18 protein-coding genes are annotated in these 18,630 nt (G+C 58.9%); 3 read left to right on the forward strand and 15 right to left on the reverse strand.

From position 1 onward, the window contains the following. Positions 1-118: 118 nt before the first annotated feature. Genes hemG through pepQ form a run of 4 tightly spaced genes read right to left on the reverse strand, consistent with a single transcriptional unit; the run spans position 119 to position 4,112 of the window. A complete protein-coding gene (gene hemG / locus H7K56_RS18690; RefSeq protein ID WP_088516583.1) occupies positions 119-667 on the reverse strand; it encodes a menaquinone-dependent protoporphyrinogen IX dehydrogenase in 549 nt (182 codons plus the stop codon). A 17-nt stretch (positions 668-684) separates the two neighbouring features. After that, a complete protein-coding gene (gene trkH / locus H7K56_RS18695; protein WP_021506935.1) occupies positions 685-2,136 on the reverse strand; it encodes a Trk system potassium transporter TrkH in 1,452 nt (483 codons plus the stop codon). Between the two features lie 27 nt (positions 2,137-2,163). Beyond that, positions 2,164-2,781, reverse strand: coding sequence for an IMPACT family protein (locus H7K56_RS18700; RefSeq protein ID WP_058758129.1), 618 nt, complete (start codon positions 2,779-2,781; stop codon positions 2,164-2,166). Beyond that, on the reverse strand, positions 2,781-4,112 hold the full coding sequence (pepQ, locus tag H7K56_RS18705; RefSeq protein ID WP_058758128.1) for a Xaa-Pro dipeptidase: 1,332 nt from the start codon (positions 4,110-4,112) through the stop codon (positions 2,781-2,783). The genes H7K56_RS18700 and pepQ overlap by 1 nt, the downstream gene beginning before the upstream one ends. Positions 4,113-4,297: 185 nt before the next feature. Between pepQ and fadB the strand changes: the two genes are divergently transcribed. Both fadB and fadA read left to right on the forward strand, forming a co-directional pair. Further along, positions 4,298-6,481: a fatty acid oxidation complex subunit alpha FadB gene (fadB, locus tag H7K56_RS18710; RefSeq protein WP_058771080.1), complete on the forward strand. Its 2,184-nt coding sequence runs from the start codon at positions 4,298-4,300 to the stop codon at positions 6,479-6,481. A 10-nt stretch (positions 6,482-6,491) separates the two neighbouring features. Then, positions 6,492-7,655, forward strand: coding sequence for an acetyl-CoA C-acyltransferase FadA (gene fadA / locus H7K56_RS18715; protein ID WP_031279606.1), 1,164 nt, complete (start codon positions 6,492-6,494; stop codon positions 7,653-7,655). 86 nt (positions 7,656-7,741) lie between these two features. Here the strand turns inward: fadA and fre are convergent, their stop codons facing one another. From fre to pepE, 3 genes are all read right to left on the reverse strand, one after another. Then, complete coding sequence (gene fre, locus H7K56_RS18720; RefSeq protein WP_021506940.1) at positions 7,742-8,443, reverse strand: NAD(P)H-flavin reductase; 702 nt, start codon at positions 8,441-8,443, stop codon at positions 7,742-7,744. Between the two features lie 31 nt (positions 8,444-8,474). Beyond that, positions 8,475-9,959 (reverse strand): 4-hydroxy-3-polyprenylbenzoate decarboxylase, encoded by a 1,485-nt coding sequence (gene ubiD / locus H7K56_RS18725; RefSeq protein WP_021506941.1) that lies wholly within the window; start codon positions 9,957-9,959, stop codon positions 8,475-8,477. Between the two features lie 73 nt (positions 9,960-10,032). Further along, positions 10,033-10,764 (reverse strand): dipeptidase PepE, encoded by a 732-nt coding sequence (pepE, locus tag H7K56_RS18730; protein ID WP_058758126.1) that lies wholly within the window; start codon positions 10,762-10,764, stop codon positions 10,033-10,035. Between the two features lie 209 nt (positions 10,765-10,973). Here pepE and rfaH point away from each other — a divergent pair, with 209 nt between their 5' ends. Beyond that, positions 10,974-11,462 (forward strand): transcription/translation regulatory transformer protein RfaH, encoded by a 489-nt coding sequence (gene rfaH / locus H7K56_RS18735; protein WP_031279607.1) that lies wholly within the window; start codon positions 10,974-10,976, stop codon positions 11,460-11,462. Here rfaH and tatD read toward each other — a convergent pair. The 8 genes from tatD to rmuC form a co-directional block, all read right to left on the reverse strand. Beyond that, positions 11,459-12,241, reverse strand: a complete 783-nt coding sequence (gene tatD, locus H7K56_RS18740) for a 3'-5' ssDNA/RNA exonuclease TatD (protein ID WP_058758125.1) — start codon at positions 12,239-12,241, stop codon at positions 11,459-11,461. The two genes, rfaH and tatD, sit on opposite strands and share 4 nt — an antisense overlap. 107 nt (positions 12,242-12,348) lie before the next feature. Then, complete coding sequence (gene tatC / locus H7K56_RS18745) at positions 12,349-13,110, reverse strand: Sec-independent protein translocase subunit TatC (protein WP_021506945.1); 762 nt, start codon at positions 13,108-13,110, stop codon at positions 12,349-12,351. A gap of 2 nt (positions 13,111-13,112) precedes the next feature. Then, positions 13,113-13,640, reverse strand: a complete 528-nt coding sequence (gene tatB / locus H7K56_RS18750) for a Sec-independent protein translocase protein TatB (protein ID WP_021506946.1) — start codon at positions 13,638-13,640, stop codon at positions 13,113-13,115. Positions 13,641-13,649: 9 nt separating this feature from the next. After that, positions 13,650-13,892 (reverse strand): Sec-independent protein translocase subunit TatA, encoded by a 243-nt coding sequence (gene tatA, locus H7K56_RS18755; RefSeq protein ID WP_010618194.1) that lies wholly within the window; start codon positions 13,890-13,892, stop codon positions 13,650-13,652. Between the two features lie 110 nt (positions 13,893-14,002). Next, on the reverse strand, positions 14,003-15,640 hold the full coding sequence (gene ubiB / locus H7K56_RS18760) for a ubiquinone biosynthesis regulatory protein kinase UbiB (RefSeq protein ID WP_021506947.1): 1,638 nt from the start codon (positions 15,638-15,640) through the stop codon (positions 14,003-14,005). Beyond that, positions 15,637-16,242, reverse strand: a complete 606-nt coding sequence (gene ubiJ / locus H7K56_RS18765; RefSeq protein ID WP_058758122.1) for a ubiquinone biosynthesis protein UbiJ — start codon at positions 16,240-16,242, stop codon at positions 15,637-15,639. The genes ubiB and ubiJ overlap by 4 nt, the downstream gene beginning before the upstream one ends. 6 nt (positions 16,243-16,248) lie before the next feature. Next, positions 16,249-17,007, reverse strand: coding sequence for a bifunctional demethylmenaquinone methyltransferase/2-methoxy-6-polyprenyl-1,4-benzoquinol methylase UbiE (gene ubiE / locus H7K56_RS18770; protein WP_021506949.1), 759 nt, complete (start codon positions 17,005-17,007; stop codon positions 16,249-16,251). A gap of 75 nt (positions 17,008-17,082) precedes the next feature. Then, complete coding sequence (gene rmuC / locus H7K56_RS18775; protein WP_150361807.1) at positions 17,083-18,594, reverse strand: DNA recombination protein RmuC; 1,512 nt, start codon at positions 18,592-18,594, stop codon at positions 17,083-17,085. Positions 18,595-18,630: the final 36 nt, after the last annotated feature.

Consider the following 18,630-nt stretch of genomic DNA (forward strand, 5'->3'; position numbering starts at 1 on the left):
CCTGCTGAGCCGCCTGCGTTGCCGCTTTGCCGTCTCAGTGGTGGCGCATTATAGGGAGTTAATTCTGGCTGACAAGGGTTTATTGCAAAAAAATGATCGTTCGGCCTAAATTTCACCACTACGCGTTATTTTGCGGCAATTTGCCTGGTAACTGTGCGAAATCCTGGGCAAAACGCGTGACTTTCTCCCAGTCAGTGTATTCAACTTCTTTGGTGGTATCCGTTTCGCCGCCGGTCATACGCATAATGAACTGAATCATGATGCGATCGAACCAGCGATAGCGTGGATAGCGCAGCGCACCGGCAAACACCGCACAGCGATCCGGTTGCCACGGTGACTGCGCCAGGAACTTACGCGTATAGGCATTGGTTTCCGGCGTGCACTTATCGGCTTTGCGCGCAGTAAGATTGACGCTGAAAAAGCCGCTGACGCGCTGCTGCAGTTCCGCCTTATGTTGCGTGACGAATTTCATCAGCTCGGGCTGGAAATGACCATAGCGGATCGAGGCACCAATCAGCACGCGATCATACTGTGCCCACTCCACCTGCGGTGCCTGCGCCAGATCCAGCACATCACACAGCTGCTGCGGTGTCAGCGTGCGGGCAATACGCGCCGCGATTTCACGGGTTTGCCCGTCGCGGCTGGAATAAAGAATTAACGCTTTCATCACTCATTCCTGTTTTATTATTCGCGCCAGAAGGTGGGCGTGAACAGCACCAGCAGCGTGAACACTTCAAGGCGTCCAAACAGCATGGTGGAGATTAAAATCCACTTGGCGACATCATTCATCGACGTGAAGTTATCTGCCACCACACCCAGCCCCGGGCCAAGGTTATTCAGCGTCGCCGCCACCGCGGCGAAGGCCGAGAAGTCATCCACACCGGTGGCGATAATCGCCAGCATGCTGACCAGAAACACCAGCGCGTAAGCCGAGAAAAAGCCCCACACCGCTTCGAGAATACGTTCCGGCAGCGCACGGTTGCCCAGCTTAATGGTATAGACCGCATTGGGATGCACCAGGCGTTTCAGTTCGCGCGACCCTTGCTTGCACAGCAGCAGAATACGAATCACCTTCAGGCCACCGCCGGTCGAACCCGCCATACCGCCGATAAAGGCTGAACACAGCAGCAGCACCGGCAGGAACAGCGGCCAGCGCGCAATACTGTCGGTGGTAAAGCCCGCCGTCGTCGCCATCGATACCACCTGGAAAAACGCCTGATTGAGGGTTTGCCAGCCGCTGGAATAGACATTATGGAACCACAGCACCAGGGTACAAATCAGCACCAGCGTCAGCTGCACGCCAATGAACATGCGGAATTCCGGATCGCGCCAGTAGACTTTCAGGTTTCGCCCGCTGAGCAACGAGAAGTGCAGGCCGTAGTTACAGCCGGAGATCAGCAGGAAAATCGCCACGATGGTATTAATGGTCGGGCTATTGAAGTAGCCGATGCTGGCATCATGGGTAGAAAAACCGCCGATGGCAATGGTCGAAAAGCTGTGGCCGATAGCATCAAACATCGGCATGCCCGCCAGCCACAGCGCCAGCGCACAGGCCACCGTCAGCAGCACGTAAATCAGCCACAGGGTTTTCGCCGTTTCGGCAATGCGCGGGCGCATTTTGTTATCTTTCAGCGGTCCCGGCATCTCGGCGCGGTACAGCTGCATGCCGCCGACGCCGAGAATCGGCAGAATGGCCACCGCCAGCACGATGATCCCCATGCCGCCAAGCCACTGCAGCATCTGGCGATAGAACAGAATGGCTTTGGGCAGCGAGTCGAGCCCTACTAACGTAGTGGCACCGGTGGTGGTTAAGCCAGAGAACGATTCGAAGAAGGCGTCGGTCACCGACAGGTGTGGCTGCTCGGCGAAGATAAACGGCATTGCCCCCACGCTGCCCAGCACGGTCCAGAACAGCACCACAATCAGAAAGCCTTCACGCGGTTTCAGCTCACTTTTTTGTTTGCGGTTGGGCCACCACAGCAGCGAACCGATGACGATCGCCATCATAAACGTCTGACTGAACGCGCGCCCGGCACCGTCGCGATAAATCAGGGCCACTAAGCCAGGCAGGATCATGGTTACCGAGAACAGAATCACCAGCAGGCCCACGATGCGGGTAATGGCGCGAAAATGCATTCAGCCGTTTCCTTTAAACAGATGCGGTTAGTTGTCCAGCGGGATCAGCGCCAAAGCGCCCCGGCTGTAATCAGAAAGGTTTTGCCTGAAGCCATCAATCTGCGGATGGGGCAACGCCAGACGTAGCGTAATGCGATCCTGATAATGGCTCTGTTCAATGCTGCCGTCAAAACGCTGCAGCAGGCGCTCTATATCGCTCAGTTGCGCATAGTCACACTGCAGGGTGAAACATTGCATCGGCACTTTACGCTGGCGCGCCAGCAGCTTCAGCCCCTGCTGCACGCCGCCACCGTAGGCTTTCACCAGCCCGCCGGTGCCCAGCATGATACCGCCATAATAGCGCACCACCACGGCGGTGATCTCGCCCACGCCGCTGCCCATCAGCTGCGCCAGCATCGGCTTACCGGCCGTGCCGGAGGGTTCGCCATCGTCAGAAAACCCCAGCTGTTGTGAATCATCGGGCGCGCCCGCCACCCAGGCCCAGCAGTGATGCCGCGCGGTCGGGTGTTCGTGCTTTACCTGCTGCACAAAGGCGCGCGCAGCGGCCACCCCATCGGTATGCGCCAGCAGGGTAATAAAGCGGCTCTTTTTGATGGTCTCCTCGCTGAGACTGACGGCCTCAGCGGGAATGTCGTAAGCGTCCATCAGGCCAGATGCAAGTCACGCGTCATGTTTTCGATGCGGCTGGCGTGAATCACCACATTATCCTCGATACGAATGCCCCCGTACGGCTTCAGGGCATCAATCGCCTGCCAGTCAAAGTGCTGACTAAACTTACCGCTGCGCAGCGGCGCCAGCAGTGAATCGATAATATAGAAGCCCGGTTCAATGGTCAGCACCATGCCCGGCTGCAGTACCCGCGTACAGCGCAGATAAGGATACTGCGATGGCGCCGCCAGATGCGTGCCGCTGTCGTCCTGCATAAACCCGGCAACGTCGTGCACCTGCAGGCCGAGCGGATGGCCGAGACCGTGCGGCATAAACGGCCCGGTGAGATTTTCCGCCACCAGCGTCTCTTCGCTTAGCCCCTGCACCAGTTCAAACTTCAGCAGCAGACGCGCGATACGCTGATGCATTTGCAGATGGTAATCGGTATAGCGCACGCCGGCTTTCAGCGTGGCGATCAGCGCCAGCTCTTCTTTATTCATCGCAGCAACCATTTCCGCGTAGCGCGTTTTGCTCTGCGCCGCGTAGCTGCGCGTCAGGTCTGCCGCATAGCCAAGATACTCTGCGCCGGCATCTATCAGGAAGCTGTGACGTTTCGCCGGCGGCTGATGGTCAAGCCGGGTGTAGTGCAGCACCGCAGCATGTTCATTCAGCGCGATGATATTGCCATACGGTACATCAATGTCACGGTGGCCGGTGGCGGTCAGATAGGCAAGATTGATATCAAACTCGCTCATGCCGGAGAAGAACGCCTCTTTCGCTGCGCGATGGCCTGCCACCGCCAGCTTCTGCGCTTCGCGCATACAGGCCAGCTCGTAATCGGTTTTGATGCTGCGATGATAATGCAGGAAGTCGATCACGCCCTGAGGATTGATCCCCTCGCTGCGGATGCCCAGTTGGGTGGCGCGGGACGGTACCGGCCCGATATAGGCCACATTGTCGCGCTGTGCCGGCAACAGCTGAGCGATATCGTCAGCGTTTTTCAGGCCGATGACCTCGACATCCTGGGTCCAGAAGCTGTCCGGCAGTGGCTCGACGTTGTGCCAGTAATCGACCGGCGAGTAGAACCACAGTTTGGGTTTATTCACGCCATCGATCCACAGCCAGCAGTTGGGCACCTGGGTCACTGGCACCCAGGCTTTAAACTGGGGATTCACCTTAAACGGATAGTCATGATCGTCAAGAAATACGGTCAGCAACTCGCCTGAATGAATCAGCATGGCGTCCAGCTTAAAGCGCGCCAGCACCTGTTGCGCACGCTGCTGCAGCGTTGAGATATGCGCGTGATACAGGGTTTTCAGTGAATCCATGGACTTGTCTCCGATGTCGCGAAAGTGGCGGCAGTGTAGCACAGCCGCGCGGGGGATGCCGTGCTGCGCGCGCTGTGATCGCCGTATCAAATAAGCAAACTCTCGTTTGCAAAAAATTAACATGACACCCACACTCCTGATCATCTGGTATGACCAGATCACCTTTCGCGTTTCAGGAGACGGACATGCTCTACCAAGGCGATACCCTTTCAGTGCACTGGCTTGACGATGGCATCGCCGAGCTGGTTTTTGATGCGCCCGGTTCGGTGAACAAACTTGATACCAAAACCGTCGCCGCCTTAGGCGAGGCGCTGAGCGTACTGGAGCAGCAAAGCACGCTGCGCGGCCTGCTGCTCTCTTCCGCCAAACCGGCGTTTATTGTCGGGGCGGATATCACAGAATTCCTGTCGCTGTTTGATGCGCCCGCTGAGCAGCTCAGCCAGTGGCTGACATTCGCCAACAGCATCTTTAATCGTCTGGAAGATTTGCCGGTGCCAACCATCGCCGCCATTGACGGCTACGCGCTGGGCGGGGGCTGCGAGTGTGTGCTGGCGACCGACTTCCGCGTGGCCACGCCCACCGCGCGCATTGGCCTGCCGGAAACCAAACTCGGCATCATGCCGGGCTTCGGCGGCAGCGTGCGTCTGCCGCGCCTGCTCGGTGCCGACAGCGCGCTGGAGATCATCGCCGCCGGTAAAGATATTGATGGCCCGGGCGCGCTGAAGCTCGGTCTGGTGGATGCGGTGGTCAGCAGCGAGAAGCTGCGCAGCGCGGCGCTGACCATGCTGCAGGATGCCATAGCCCAGGGAAGCTGGCAGGCGCGTCGTGCGCCGAAGCTGGCACCGCTTAAGCTCAGCCCGATTGAAGCTGCGATGAGTTTTACCCTCGCCAAAAGCATGGTGCAGCAAACCGCCGGTAAACACTATCCAGCGCCGATCGCCGCGGTGCGAACCATCGAAGCGGCAGCGGGCTTAGGTCGTGATGATGCGCTGAAGCTGGAAACCGCTGCTTTTGTGCCGCTGGCGCAGAGTGATGTGGCACGCGCGCTGGTCGGCATCTTCCTCAATGACCAGTACGTAAAAGGCCTGGCGAAGAAACACAGCAGCGCGGCCGGCACGCCAGAGCAGGCGGCGGTACTGGGCGCAGGGATCATGGGCGGCGGGATCGCCTGGCAGTCGGCCTGGAAAGGCGTGCCGGTGAAGATGAAAGATATTAATCCGCAGGCGCTGACGCTGGGCATGAATGAAGCCAGCAAGCTGCTTAACAAGCAGCTGGAGCGCGGCAAAATCGACGGCACGAAGCTGGCGAGCGTGCTGGCGAGCATTCAGCCGACGCTGGATTACAGCGGCTTTGATCGCGCCGATGTGGTGGTGGAAGCGGTGGTCGAGAACCCGCAAATCAAAGCCAAAGTGCTGGCTGAAACCGAGCAGCAGCTGCGGGATGATGCCGTGCTGGCCTCGAATACCTCCACCATTCCAATCAGCCAGCTGGCGCAGGCGCTGCAGCGTCCGCAAAATTTCTGCGGCATGCACTTCTTCAATCCGGTGCCGCGTATGCCGCTGGTCGAAGTGATTCGCGGTGCGCAAACCTCTGAAGCCACTATCAGTAAAGTGGTGGCGTGGGCCAGCAAGATGGGCAAAACGCCGATTGTGGTGAATGACTGTCCCGGCTTCTTTGTGAACCGCGTGCTGTTCCCCTACTTTGCCGCCTTCAGCCTGCTACTGCGCGACGGCGCGGACTTCCGCCAGATCGATAAAGTGATGGAGAAGCAGTTTGGCTGGCCGATGGGGCCGGCGTGGCTGCTGGACGTAGTGGGCATTGATACCGCGCATCATGCACAACAGGTGATGGCCCAGGGCTTCCCGTCGCGGATGCAGAAAGATTACCGCGATGCCATTGATGTGCTGTTTGAAGCCAAACGCTACGGCCAGAAAAATGGCCAGGGCTTTTACCGCTGGGAACAGGACAAAAAAGGCAAAGCGCAGAAGCGCGCCGATGTGGAGGTCGATGCGCTGCTGGAGCCGGTATGTGAACCGAAGCGGGTATTCAGCGATGAAGAGATCGCCAACCGCATGATGCTGCCGATGCTCAACGAAGTGGTGCGCTGCCTCGAAGAAAACATCATCGCTTCCCCCGCCGAGGCGGATATGGCGCTGGTGTATGGCTTAGGCTTCCCGCCGTTCCGCGGTGGCGCGTTCCGCTATATGGACACGCTGGGCATCAGCAATGTCGTCGATCAGGCTAAACGCTACCTCGCGCTCGGCCCACTGTACGCGCTGCCTGAGCTGCTGGTTCAGAAAGCCCATCAGCATCAGAGCTGGTATCCCGTCGCTCAACCGATTGATGCAGCGGCGCTGCAAACTGCCTGAGGTAATGAACATGGAAAACGTAGTGATTGTTGATGCCGTGCGCACGCCGATGGGCCGTTCCAAAGGCGGCGCCTTTCGCCAGGTGCGCGCCGAGGATCTCTCCGCCCATCTGATGCGCGAACTCCTCAGCCGCAATCCGGCCGTCGATGCCGCCGCGCTGGATGACATTATCTGGGGCTGCGTGCAGCAGACGCTGGAACAGGGCTTTAATATCGCCCGCAACGCCGCGCTGCTGGCGGAGATCCCGCATCGCGTGCCGGCCAGCACCGTCAATCGCCTGTGCGGCTCGTCCATGCAGGCGCTGCACGATGCGGCGCGCGCGATTATGGTCGGCGATGCCCACAGCTGTCTGATTGGCGGCGTGGAACATATGGGCCACGTACCGATGAACCACGGCGTGGATTTTCATCCCGGCCTGGGGCGCACCGTGGCGAAAGCGGCGGGCATGATGGGGCTGACCGCCGAGATGCTGGCGCGCATGCACCACATCAGCCGTGAACAGCAGGATGCCTTCGCGCTGCGTTCACACCAGCGCGCTGCGGCCGCCACTCAGCGCGGTGATTTCAAACGCGAAATCGTGCCGACCTACGGCCACGATGCCGATGGCGTGCTGAAACGCTATGACAGCGATGAAGTGATTCGCGAAGACACCAGCCTTGAAGGCTTAGCCGCGCTGCGTCCGGCGTTCGATCCGGTCAACGGCACGGTTACCGCCGGCAGTTCGTCGGCGCTGTCCGACGGCGCGGCCGCCATGCTGATCATGAGCGAAAGCCGCGCGCGCGAACTGGGGCTGTCGCCGCGCGCACGCATCCGCAGCATGGCGGTGGTTGGCTGCGATCCGTCGATCATGGGTTACGGTCCGGTACCGGCCAGTAAGCTGGCGCTGAAGCGCGCCGGGCTGAGCGTGCAGGATATCGATCTGTTCGAACTCAACGAAGCCTTCGCCGCGCAGACGCTGCCGTGCCTGAAAGATTTAGGGCTGCTGGAGCAGCTGGATGAGAAAGTGAACCTTAACGGCGGCGCAATCGCACTCGGGCATCCGCTGGGATGTTCCGGCGCGCGTATCAGCACCACGTTGCTGAATCTGATGGAGCGTCGCGATGCACAGTTTGGTCTGGCAACCATGTGCATTGGCTTAGGCCAGGGCATCGCGACGGTATTCGAACGGGTTTAATACGTTGACCACTACACTTGCACGTGTTCCCGCCCAACCGGGCGGGCTTTTTTGCAGCAGCACGTGCATGCGCACCATGTCACGCATCAGATAAAGGCAAACGCATCGCCATACATCTGCGCTTCTAACGCACCACGTTCGGCACAGAAGCGCTCGCGGGCAATTTTTGCCATCTCAAACCGGCCAGCAATATAGATATCGTGTCCGCTCAGGCTGGCATAGTCCTGCATCACCGCGGTCAGCACCGTGCCGCTGCGCCCCTGCCAGTCCTCCGCTGGCTGCTCCACCACCGGAATCACTTTCAGGTTCGGATGCTTCACCGCCAGCGCATTGAGCTCATCCAGATCGTACAGATGTCTCAGCTCGCGGCCGCCCCAGTAGATAGCGATATCGCGATCCGGCTGCTGCGCCAGCGCGGTCAGCAGAATCGAACGCGCATAGGAGAAGCCGGTGCCGCCGGCAATCAGCACAATCGGCCGCGCGCTGTCTTCACGCAGCCAGGCGTCGCCGTGCGGCATATCCACGGTGATCTGCCGATCGTTTTTGATGCGATCCATCACCGCCATGGCGTACAGGTTCAGCTCTGAGGCACCAATGTGCAGCTCAATGATGTCCTTTTCCATTGGCGTCGATGCCAGCGAAAACGGGCGCTTGTCGCGCTCATCCATCACCACCATCAGATACTGGCCGGCGCGGAAGCTAAAATCCGCCGCTGGAATTAACCGCACGCGGTAAACCGTGTCCGTAATTGCTTCAACCGAAGTCACTTTGCAGCTTAACGTCGTCATAGGTGCCCTTTTTTATGGTTCTCAGCCGCCATCAGCGCTGCGGCGGCTCGGCAAAGATCGCTAACTCATCCCAGATTGCATCAATACGCGCCGTAACCGCAGGATCTTTCACAATCGGCGTCCCCCATTCACGCTGGGTTTCACCCGGCCACTTGTTGGTGGCATCCAGTCCCATCTTCGAGCCAAGTCCGGAAACCGGCGAAGCGAAGTCGAGATAGTCAATTGGCGTGTTTTCTACCAGTACCGTATCGCGCGCCGGATCCATCCGCGTGGTGATGGCCCAAATCACGTCGTTCCAGTCACGCGCGTTGACGTCATCGTCACACACAATCACAAACTTGGTGTACATAAACTGGCGCAGGAACGACCACACGCCGAACATCACGCGCTTGGCGTGACCGGCATACTGTTTTTTAATCGTCACTACCGCGAGGCGATAAGAGCAGCCTTCCGGCGGCAGGTAGAAATCCACAATCTCCGGGAACTGTTTGATCAGAATCGGCACCAGCACTTCGTTCAGCGCCACGCCCAGTACCGCGGGTTCATCCGGCGGACGGCCGGTGTAGGTGGAGTGGTAAATCGGGTTGCGCCGCTGGGTCACGTGCGTCACGGTAAACACCGGGAAGCTGTCTACTTCATTGTAGTAGCCGGTGTGATCGCCGTACGGCCCTTCCGGCGCCATGTCGCCCGGTTCGATGTAGCCTTCCAGCACGATTTCGGCGCTGGCCGGCACTTCCAGATCGTTCGAGACGCACTTCACCACCTCGGTTTTGTTGCCGCGCAGCAGACCGGCAAACGCATATTCCGATAGCGTATCCGGCACCGGCGTCACCGCGCCAAGAATGGTGGCCGGATCGGCGCCCAGCGCCACCGCCACCGGGAAGCGTTCACCGGGATGCGCTTTGCACCACTCCTGGAAATCCAGCGCGCCACCGCGATGCGACAGCCAGCGCATGATCACCCGATTTTTACCAATCACCTGCTGACGATAAATGCCGAGATTCTGCCGCTCTTTATGCGGTCCGCGTGAGACGGTTAAACCCCAGGTAATCAGCGGCGCCGCATCGCCCGGCCAGCATTTCATGACCGGGATGCGCGCCAGGTCGACCTCGTCACCGCTGAAAATCTCTTCCTGACACGGCGCATTACGCAGCCGTTTGGTCGGCATGTTCAGCACCTGTTTGAACTGCGGCATCTTATCGAACAGGTCGCGGAACCCCTTCGGCGGCTCCGGCTCTTTCAGAAACGCCAGCAGCTTACCCACTTCGCGTAGCGCGCTGACCTCTTCCTGGCCCATACCCATCGCCACGCGCTTCGGCGTGCCAAACAGGTTGCACAGCACCGGCATGCTGTAGCCCTTCGGGTTTTCGAACAGCAGCGCCGGGCCACCGGCCCGCAGCGTGCGGTCGGCGATTTCGGTCATCTCGAGGACAGGATCGATCTCCTGAGTGATGCGCTTTAACTCGCCGCGCTGTTCCAGCAGCGCGAGAAAGTCTCGTAAATCCTGATATTTCATGCGGCGTTAGTCTTCCGGCCAGAGTGAAGCGTCATTATAAGTTTGTTCACGCCAGCGTGTTTGAGTTTCTGCGTCAGGCGGGCTGACAGGAAAACGGCACCAGCGACTGCAGGGCCAGCACATCGTGATAAGCGGCAATCGCTTCACCGTGACGGAACACTTTGAAATCTTCACCGCGCGCGCTGTAGTAGCGCAGACGGTTCTCACTGACGTGCAGGAAGCTGGCTTCCCGCAGCGCAATCACCGACTCCTGCGGATTCACCGCGCAGAATTCGGCCAGACGCTCATCACGGGTTTCGCCCATGTGGCCGCTGACGTGCGCATCGAGATAGTGAGGATTGATTTGCACCGGGAACAGCCCCAGCGCAGGCAGCACCACGCTGCTGCGTACCGGCATATCATTGGTGGTGCGAATCGACGGTGTCGCCACGTTGCAGCCCGCGCTCCAGCCAACGTAAGGGACGTCGCGCTCGCGCACTGCGCGCTGAATCGCCACGATCAGCCCCTGCTCGTGCAGCATCTGGTTCAGCAGCCAGGTATTGCCGCCGCTCACCAGAATCAGCTCCGCCTGCTCAATGGCCGCAACCGGTGTCTCGAACTCGTGTACCGTGCGCACCGGAATGCCCAGTGACTGAGACAACGCCTGCGCACGCTGGGCGTGATCGTCACGAATAATGGCATAGGGCACCAGCACCGCCGAGGTGATGCCGCGCTGGGCAATCATCGCGTGCAGCTGCGGATGCGCATAGCTCAGCAGCGGCGCATCGTCGGCCACTTTGCCATTGCTCAGTAAAAACAGTTCCATCAGCCCGTCCTTTTTCTTCGTCTAATGGGTTGGCAGTCTGATACAGATGATCGCCAGACGTCAATTTTCTTGCTGAAAAGCGTTAGTTCGCCGCACCAATCGGAAAATTCGTAGAGATTTTTCTTGTGTGACCGGGTTTCCGGCCGCCGATGCGCTATAACTCTGACAACAGGTTTGTTATTCTTAGCGTCCATTATTTGGGAGCAGTTATGGAATCCTGGTACTTACTCTATTGCAAACGTGGTCAGCTGTTGCGCGCGAAGGAGCATCTTGAGCGGCAGGAGGTGAATTGCCTCAGCCCGATGATCGCTCTGGAAAAGATTGTGCGCGGCAAACGCACCACCGTGAGTGAGCCGCTGTTTCCCAACTATCTGTTTATCGAATTCGATCCGGAAGCGATTCACACCACCACCATCAGCAGCACGCGCGGCGTCAGCCACTTTGTGCGCTTTGGTGCCATGCCCGCGACGGTGCCGTATGAAGTGATCGAAGCGCTGCAAACTGATGCGCCGCAGATCCTGCTGGATCCGGAAACGCCGCAGGTCGGTGATGAAGTGCTGATCACCGACGGCACCTTTGAAGGGCTGCGCGCTATTTTTGCCGAGCCCGATGGTGAAACCCGCTCAATCCTGCTGCTTAACCTGCTGAATAAACAGGTGATGCGCAGCGTGGACAACAAGCAGTTCCGTAAGGTTTAAGCCAGCCTGAATAGCTGACGTGCGTTGTGGTCGACGCGTGCCGCCAGTGCGTCTGGCTGTTCACCACGCCAGTGCGCCACCTGCTGAACGATATGCGGCAGAAAGCAGGGTTCGTTACGGCGCGAGGTCGGACGCGGACGCATATCGCGCGGCAGCAGATAGGGCGCGTCGGTCTCCAGCAGCAGACGATCTGCCGGAATCAGCGGCAGCATGTCACGCAGTGCCATTCCGCGCCGTTCATCGCACACCCAGCCGGTAATGCCCACCGATAAACCCAGCGCCAGGCAGGCTTCCAGCTCGTCACGCGTGCCGGTAAAACAGTGCACCACCGCGCCCACCAGTTTCGGCAGCCACGGCTGCAGCACCGCCAGAAAACGTTCATGCGCCTCACGACAGTGTAAAAACACCGGCAGCTGCAGTTCCGCCGCCAGCTGGAGCTGCGCATCAAACGCGTACTCCTGCTGCTCGTGCGCGGAAAGATTACGGTTGAAGTCGAGTCCGCATTCACCAATCGCCACCACCTGCTCGCTGTCAGCCAGGCGGCGCAGCGTACTGGCGGTTTCCGCCGACCACTCGCTGGCATGATGCGGGTGCACGCCGGCGGTCGACCAGCAGTAGCCCGCGTGCCGGGTCGCCAGCTGACGCGCCTGCTGGCTCTCCAGGGCATTGGTGCCGGTGATTAACAGGCCGGTGACGCCTGCTTCGCGCGCGCGTTTTACCACCTGATCGCGATCTTTTGCGAATTGCGTGCTGGTCAGGTTTACACCGATATCAAACATGTTTGCTCCCCATTCCGTCTTAAAGCGACGGATAGAAAAACCGCCCGGCAGGCGGGCGGTTAAGATTCATCATCACCCCATCAGCGGGATGCCCTGCATAAAAGACATCAGGCGTCGGGGTTCTGTTCCTCATCGTCTGCCGCCTGACGTCCTTTACCCACATAGTAGCGGGAGAAGAATACGCCGACTTCAAACAGGCAGTACATCGGAATAGCGAGCAAAGTTTGCGAGAAAACGTCCGGCGGTGTGAGCAACATCCCAACCACGAACGCGCCGACCAGAATATACGGCCGTTTCTTTTTCAGATCGTCCGGGCTGGTAATGCCGGTCCAGCACAGCAGCACGATGGCAATCGGTACCTCAAACGCCACGCCAAACGCCATGAACAGCGTCATGACAAAGTCGAGGTAGTTAGTGATGTCCGTGGCGATGGTGACGCCCTGCGGCGCGGTTTTGGCGAAGAAGCCAAATGCCAGCGGGAACACAATGAAGTAGGCAAAGGCCACGCCGACATAAAACAGCAGCGTACTGGAGAACAGCAGCGGCATCACCAGGCGGCGCTCATGGCGATACAGCGCGGGGGCGACAAACGCCCAGACCTGATAAAGAATCACCGGCACCGCAAGAAACACCGACACAATGATGGTCAGTTTGATCGGCGTAAAGAACGGTGAGGCCACGTCGGTGGCGATCATGCTGGCGCCGGCGGGCATCTGGCTAATCAGCGGCGCTGCCACCGCGTGATAGATGTCGTTGGCGAAGTAAACCAGACACAGGAAGATAACAAACACCGCGATGATGCAGTTCAGCAGACGCTTGCGCAGCTCAATCAGGTGGCTGATGAGCGGTTGGGTATCTTCAACGGCCATGTTTATCGTTCATCTTTTACGGGAGGAGTGGTCGCAGGCGCGACGGAATCGGTGTGGCTGGTGGCTGGTGCAGGCTGCGGCGCCTGCGCCGGGGCGCTGGCCTGATGTGCCGCGCTGGCCGGCGTCACGACGCTGTGCGGCTCTGCGGGCTGCGGTGCGGCAGCGGGCTGTGGCGCGGCAGCGGGCGGCTGATGAATGGTGTTGGCTTCATCTTCCGCTTTCTCGATATCGATGCTTTGCTGCACCGAGCGCTTCATGGAGTCCGCGGTTTTACGCAGCTCTTCCATGGATTGCTTCAGCTCCGGCGACAGCGTGCCGCGTCCTGCCTCTTCGACCTTTTTCAGGCTGTCCTGCAGCTCCTGCAGTTTCAGCTCCTGGGCCAGTTCGTTCTGCACATTAGCAGCCAGCGAGCGAATGGCCCGGATCCAGCCAACAACGGTTTTCACCGCAACCGGTAAGCGCTGCGGGCCCAGTACAATCAGCCCGATCACGAACACCAATACCAGTTCACTAAAACCAATATCGAACACAGTTTTACCTTACTTGTCCCGGGCGTCGTCTTTGCTCGCCGGGGTGTGCTGTTTGTCTGCCAGTTTGGCGTTGAAGTCAGCGTCCTGCTCTTTCGGTTGATCCTTTTTCTCGTCTTCATCGCTCATGGCTTTTTTGAAGCCGCGAATGGAAGAGCCTAAATCCGAACCCAGGTTACGAAGCTTATTGGTACCGAACAGAAGTACAACAATGACGGCAATGATTAACAATTGCCAAATACTGATACCGCCCATGAGATATGCCTCTAATATTCTGTGAAAAACGGTTAACTGTAACGCACAGAAAGTCCGTTTTTACCCGGACTTAAGCCTGCGACATTACGCGATTTGCACCAGGCAGACAATCAGTTTGTCTTGCGCCAGCCGATGAGCCAGGTGACGATGCCGGCGGCCATTAACAGCGCCGGGAAGAAGTCCCAGTCAGGCCGGCTCAACAGCACGGCGGTGCCACTTAATAACAGTGTAGCCCCGACGCCAAACAGATAACGTGCCTGATGATGACGGGTGCGCTGCGCGTTCAAATCGGTGACGAGTTTATCGACACTGTGCTGCAATAACTTGTGCTGGCGCATACTGTCGTAAAAAAGCTCCGGCAGCTCCGGCAGTTTCTCCGCCCAGAACGGCGCCTTCTCTTTCACCGCCCGCAGGATGGCCGGAATGCCAATCTGATCCTTAATCCAGTCCTCCAGGAACGGCTTGGCGGTTTTCCACAGATCGAGCTGCGGATAGAGCTGACGACCAATGCCCTCGATGTACAGCAGGGTTTTCTGCAGCAGCACCAGCTGCGGCTGCACTTCCATATTGAAACGGCGCGCGGTGTTGAACAGATTGAGCAGCACGTGACCAAAGGAGATTTCCGCCAGCGGCTTTTCGAAAATCGGCTCGCACACGGTGCGAATCGCGAACTCAAAATCTTCCACGTTGGTATCCGGCGGTACCCAGCCCGAGTCGACGTGCAGCTCGGCCACTTTGCGGTAGTCGCGGTTGAAGAAGGCGATGAAGTTTTCCGCCAGGTAGCGCTTGTCTTCTTTGTTCAGCGAGCCAACGATGCCGCAGTCAATGCCGATGTACTGCGGATCTTCCGGATGCTCGTAGCTGACGAAGATGTTGCCGGGATGCATATCGGCGTGGAAGAAGCTGTCGCGGAACACCTGGGTGAAGAACACCTGCACGCCGCGTTCGGCCAGCAGCTTCATGTTGACGCCGTGCTGCTCCAGCGTGGCAACATCGGAGATAGGAATGCCGTAAATGCGCTCCATCACCAGCATGGTTTCGCTGCAGTAGTCGGAGAACACTTCCGGCACGTACAGCATGCGGCTCTGGTCAAAGTTGCGGCGCAGCTGAATCGCATTGGCGGCTTCACGCAGCAGATTGAGTTCATCAATCAGCGTTTTTTCGTAGTCGCGCACCACTTCCATCGGACGCAGACGGCGACCGTCCGGCAGCAGACGTGGCACCCAGCGCGCCAGGCGGTAAATCAGCTTCATGTCAGCTTTGATCACCGGCAGGATATCCGGGCGAATCACTTTGATCACCACTTCGCGGCCGTTGGATTTCAGCGTCGCGGTATGCACCTGGGCGATCGAAGCCGATGCCAGCGGTTTGATATCGAAGTCGTCGAACCAGGTTTCCACCGGGCCGCCAATCGAACGCTCAATCTGCGCTTTGGCTTTCACGCCGTCGAACGGCGCCACACGGTCCTGCAGAATCGCCAGCTCATCGGCAATTTTCGGCGGGAACAGGTCGCGGCGCGTCGAGAGCATCTGACCGAACTTGATCCAAACCGGACCGAGCTGCTCCATGGCCAGACGCAGACGGATGCCCATCTCGGCTTCTTTGTGCCGGTTGGGGATCCAGAAAACACAGCGCCGCCACAGCCGCAGCGGCAGCGTAATGCGCATATGCGGAATCAGTTCATCCAGCCCGTAGGTCAGAAAAACTTTGATAATGAAGTATAAGCGCCGAATTTCTCCCAGCGTCATTTCGCCTCCAGCTGTGCCAAACGCGCCTCAAACGCATTAAGCGCACGTTCCATCGCTTCTACCTCCTCACAAAACCACGCCTGCTCCAGCGCCCCAGGTGCCACGCGCCACTCTTCGGTCAGCACCTGCCCCAGATAATCCTGACGGCGGGTGACCTGCTGCCTGAGCTGGGCCAGCGCACGCTGAGCGGCCTGGCTGATGCCCTGTGCCGCGATGTCGCCCACCCACGGCGCGAGATATTCGGCCGGGTCGAGTTCAGCCAGATCCATCAGCGCGGAGAATTGCTGTACCACCTGCAGATCGCCTTCCACGTCCAGCTCACCGCTGCGAATCAGGCTGGTCAGCTGCTGACGATCGCGCAGCTTAGGCAGCGTGCTGAAACGCAGGCTGACGCTGCAGTCGCTGCGGTCCTGCCAGTCACTCAGCACATCCAGCTGGTTTTCACTGAACACCAGCACCAGCGGAAAATCCAGCTCCTGCAGGCGCAGCAGCAGGACTTTGCCGGCCAGACGCTGGCGTGCGGTTTTCAGGCTGCGATCGCGGTACAACACACGGTTCAGGGCGGTCTCAAGACCGCCGGTGATGAGAGGGGTAAAAGTCATGATTAATCAGAACTTAAAGCCACGATGCAGCGCCACAATGCCGCCGGTCATGTTGTAGTAGCTGGTATTTTCAAAGCCAGCGTCGTTCATCATCGCCTTCAGGGTTTCCTGATCCGGATGCATACGAATCGACTCCGCCAGATAGCGATAGCTCTCCGCGTCTTTTGCCACCAGCTGGCCGATGCGCGGCAGAATGTGGAAAGAGTAAGTGTCGTAGGCTTTGCTCAGCGGATCGAAAACCGGTTTAGAGAACTCCAGCACCAGCAGACGGCCGCCCGGCTTGAGCACGCGGAACATCGACGCCAGCGCCTTCTCTTTTTCGGTCACGTTACGCAGGCCGAAGGAGATGGTGATGCAGTCGAAATAGTTATCCGGGAACGGCAGCGCTTCTGCGTTAGCCTGCACGTAGCTGACGTTGCCGGTTACGCCGAGGTTGCGCAGCTTTTCGCGTCCCATCTTCAGCATTGAGCTGTTGATGTCCGCCAGCACCACCTGACCGGTTTCACCGACCAGGCGCGAGAATTTTGCCGTCAGATCGCCGGTACCGCCGGCCAGATCCAGGACGCGCTGACCGCGGCGCACGCCGCTGCTGTCGATGGTAAAACGCTTCCAGACGCGATGGATGCCGAACGACATCAGATCGTTCATCAGGTCATATTTCGCCGCGACGGAGTGAAACACGTCCGCGACTTTATCGGCCTTTTCACTTTTGGCGACGGTCTGAAAGCCAAAATGGGTAGTTTCCTGCTGTGATTCATCTGCCATCGGTTTTACCTGTTCCACAAACAATACTTCCCGAAGTGTATCAGAGTCGGGCGATCCGAGCACGCCACCGGCGTGTTATTCGTTGATGCGGCGCAGGGAGGCGGCGGAAGAATCTGCCGCATTTTCAGCGGGCTCGCTGTCATCGGCCCATGCATCATCCGCCGTGTCGGGCTGCGCCTGCTCCGCCAGCTGCGGGTTAATCGGCCGTTTGATCTCCACGCCAAGCGCACGAAACGACTCGCTCTGGGCGATCAGGTTGCCGCGCCCCTGCGCCAGCTTTTTCATCGCCAGCTGATAACTCTGCTGCGCTTTGTCGAGGCTATGCCCGATGCCGCTCATGTCATCGACAAACAGCCGCATCTTGTCGTACAAGCGCGCAGCGCGGTCGGCGATGCGCTGGGCATTACGGCTCTGATGCTCATAGCGCCACAGATTATTAATGGTGCGCAGCGCCACCAGCAGCGTGGTCGGGCTGACCAGCATAATGTTTTGCTGCAGCGCTTCGCTGATCAGCTCCGGCTGACGGTCGATCGCCAGCAGAAACGCCGGTTCGACCGGAATAAACATCAGCACATAATCCAGCGAGCGTAAACCGGGCAATTGTTGATAATCTTTACGCCCCAGCAGCCGGATATGGCCGCGCACCGCGTTGATGTGCTCCTGAATCGCCTGTTCGCGCGTCAGCTCATCGTCGGCGTTGAAGTAGCGCTCATAGGCAATCAGCGTCATTTTGGCGTCAATTACCACATCTTTACCCTGCGGCAGACGCACAATCACATCCGGTTGCATACGGCCCTGCTGCTCCAGCTGCACGCTGACCTGAGTCTGGTACTCGTAGCCTTCGCGCAGGCCCGACGCCTCCAGCACCCGGCTGAGCACCACTTCGCCCCAGTTGCCCTGAATTTTATTGTCGCCCTTGAGCGCTTTGGTGAGGTTAATCGCTTCCTGCGCCATCTGTGCGTTGAGCTGCTGCAGCTGACGAATTTCGTGTGCCAGCGTATGACGTTCACGCGCTTCCTGGCCGAAGCTGTCGTTGACCTGGCGACGAAAGCCGTCCAGCTGCTCGCGCAGCGGGCCGATCAGGCTGTTGAGGCTCTGCCGGTTCTGCTCGTCGACGCGTTTTCCGCTGTTTTCGAAGATTCGGTTGGCGAGGTTTTCAAACTGCGCACTCAGGCGCTGTTCGCTGTTGGTCAGCAGACGCTGCTTCTCCTCAGCGGCGAAACGCGTCTCTTCTAATCGAATGGTGACTTCGCGCAGTTCGGCTTCCTGCGCGCTGTTAACTTCCAGCTGATTACGCAGCTCGCGGCTGAGCTGTTCACTCTCGGCCCGCCAGTAATCCAGCTGCTGCAGGCGCTCCTGCGCGCCGCTTAGCGTGCCGTGTAGCTGGCGCAGCTCCTGTTCGCGCTGCTGCAGTTGCTGTTGCAGCTGCTCCAGCTGCTGCTGCTGACGCTGCTGCGCCTGTTCCAGCAGGCGGCGTTCGGTGGTGAAGCTGGCGTGCTGATGGCCGGCGCGCAGCTGGGCAATAATCCAGCCAATGCCCAAACCGGCCAGCGCCAGCGCGCCGCTGATGATAAGTTGCTGATCCATAATCCCCCCGCGGATCGTCTCGCTGAGGAGAAGGTA

The organism is Pantoea dispersa (assembly GCF_014155765.1).
GTDB classification, from domain to species: Bacteria; Pseudomonadota; Gammaproteobacteria; order Enterobacterales; family Enterobacteriaceae; genus Pantoea; species Pantoea dispersa.

Bases quoted from the DNA above. Each gene is read 5' to 3' on its own strand.
- hemG (WP_088516583.1), bottom strand. From the start codon at position 667: ATGAAAGCGTTAATTCTTTATTCCAGCCGCGACGGGCAAACCCGTGAA.
- trkH (WP_021506935.1), bottom strand. From the start codon at position 2,136: ATGCATTTTCGCGCCATTACCCGCATCGTGGGCCTGCTGGTGATTCTG.
- H7K56_RS18700 (WP_058758129.1), bottom strand. From the start codon at position 2,781: ATGGACGCTTACGACATTCCCGCTGAGGCCGTCAGTCTCAGCGAGGAG.
- pepQ (WP_058758128.1), bottom strand. From the start codon at position 4,112: ATGGATTCACTGAAAACCCTGTATCACGCGCATATCTCAACGCTGCAG.
- fadB (WP_058771080.1), top strand. From the start codon at position 4,298: ATGCTCTACCAAGGCGATACCCTTTCAGTGCACTGGCTTGACGATGGC.
- fadA (WP_031279606.1), top strand. From the start codon at position 6,492: ATGGAAAACGTAGTGATTGTTGATGCCGTGCGCACGCCGATGGGCCGT.
- fre (WP_021506940.1), bottom strand. From the start codon at position 8,443: ATGACGACGTTAAGCTGCAAAGTGACTTCGGTTGAAGCAATTACGGAC.
- ubiD (WP_021506941.1), bottom strand. From the start codon at position 9,959: ATGAAATATCAGGATTTACGAGACTTTCTCGCGCTGCTGGAACAGCGC.
- pepE (WP_058758126.1), bottom strand. From the start codon at position 10,764: ATGGAACTGTTTTTACTGAGCAATGGCAAAGTGGCCGACGATGCGCCG.
- rfaH (WP_031279607.1), top strand. From the start codon at position 10,974: ATGGAATCCTGGTACTTACTCTATTGCAAACGTGGTCAGCTGTTGCGC.
- tatD (WP_058758125.1), bottom strand. From the start codon at position 12,241: ATGTTTGATATCGGTGTAAACCTGACCAGCACGCAATTCGCAAAAGAT.
- tatC (WP_021506945.1), bottom strand. From the start codon at position 13,110: ATGGCCGTTGAAGATACCCAACCGCTCATCAGCCACCTGATTGAGCTG.
- tatA (WP_010618194.1), bottom strand. From the start codon at position 13,892: ATGGGCGGTATCAGTATTTGGCAATTGTTAATCATTGCCGTCATTGTT.
- ubiB (WP_021506947.1), bottom strand. From the start codon at position 15,640: ATGACGCTGGGAGAAATTCGGCGCTTATACTTCATTATCAAAGTTTTT.
- ubiJ (WP_058758122.1), bottom strand. From the start codon at position 16,242: ATGACTTTTACCCCTCTCATCACCGGCGGTCTTGAGACCGCCCTGAAC.
- ubiE (WP_021506949.1), bottom strand. From the start codon at position 17,007: ATGGCAGATGAATCACAGCAGGAAACTACCCATTTTGGCTTTCAGACC.
- rmuC (WP_150361807.1), bottom strand. From the start codon at position 18,594: ATGGATCAGCAACTTATCATCAGCGGCGCGCTGGCGCTGGCCGGTTTG.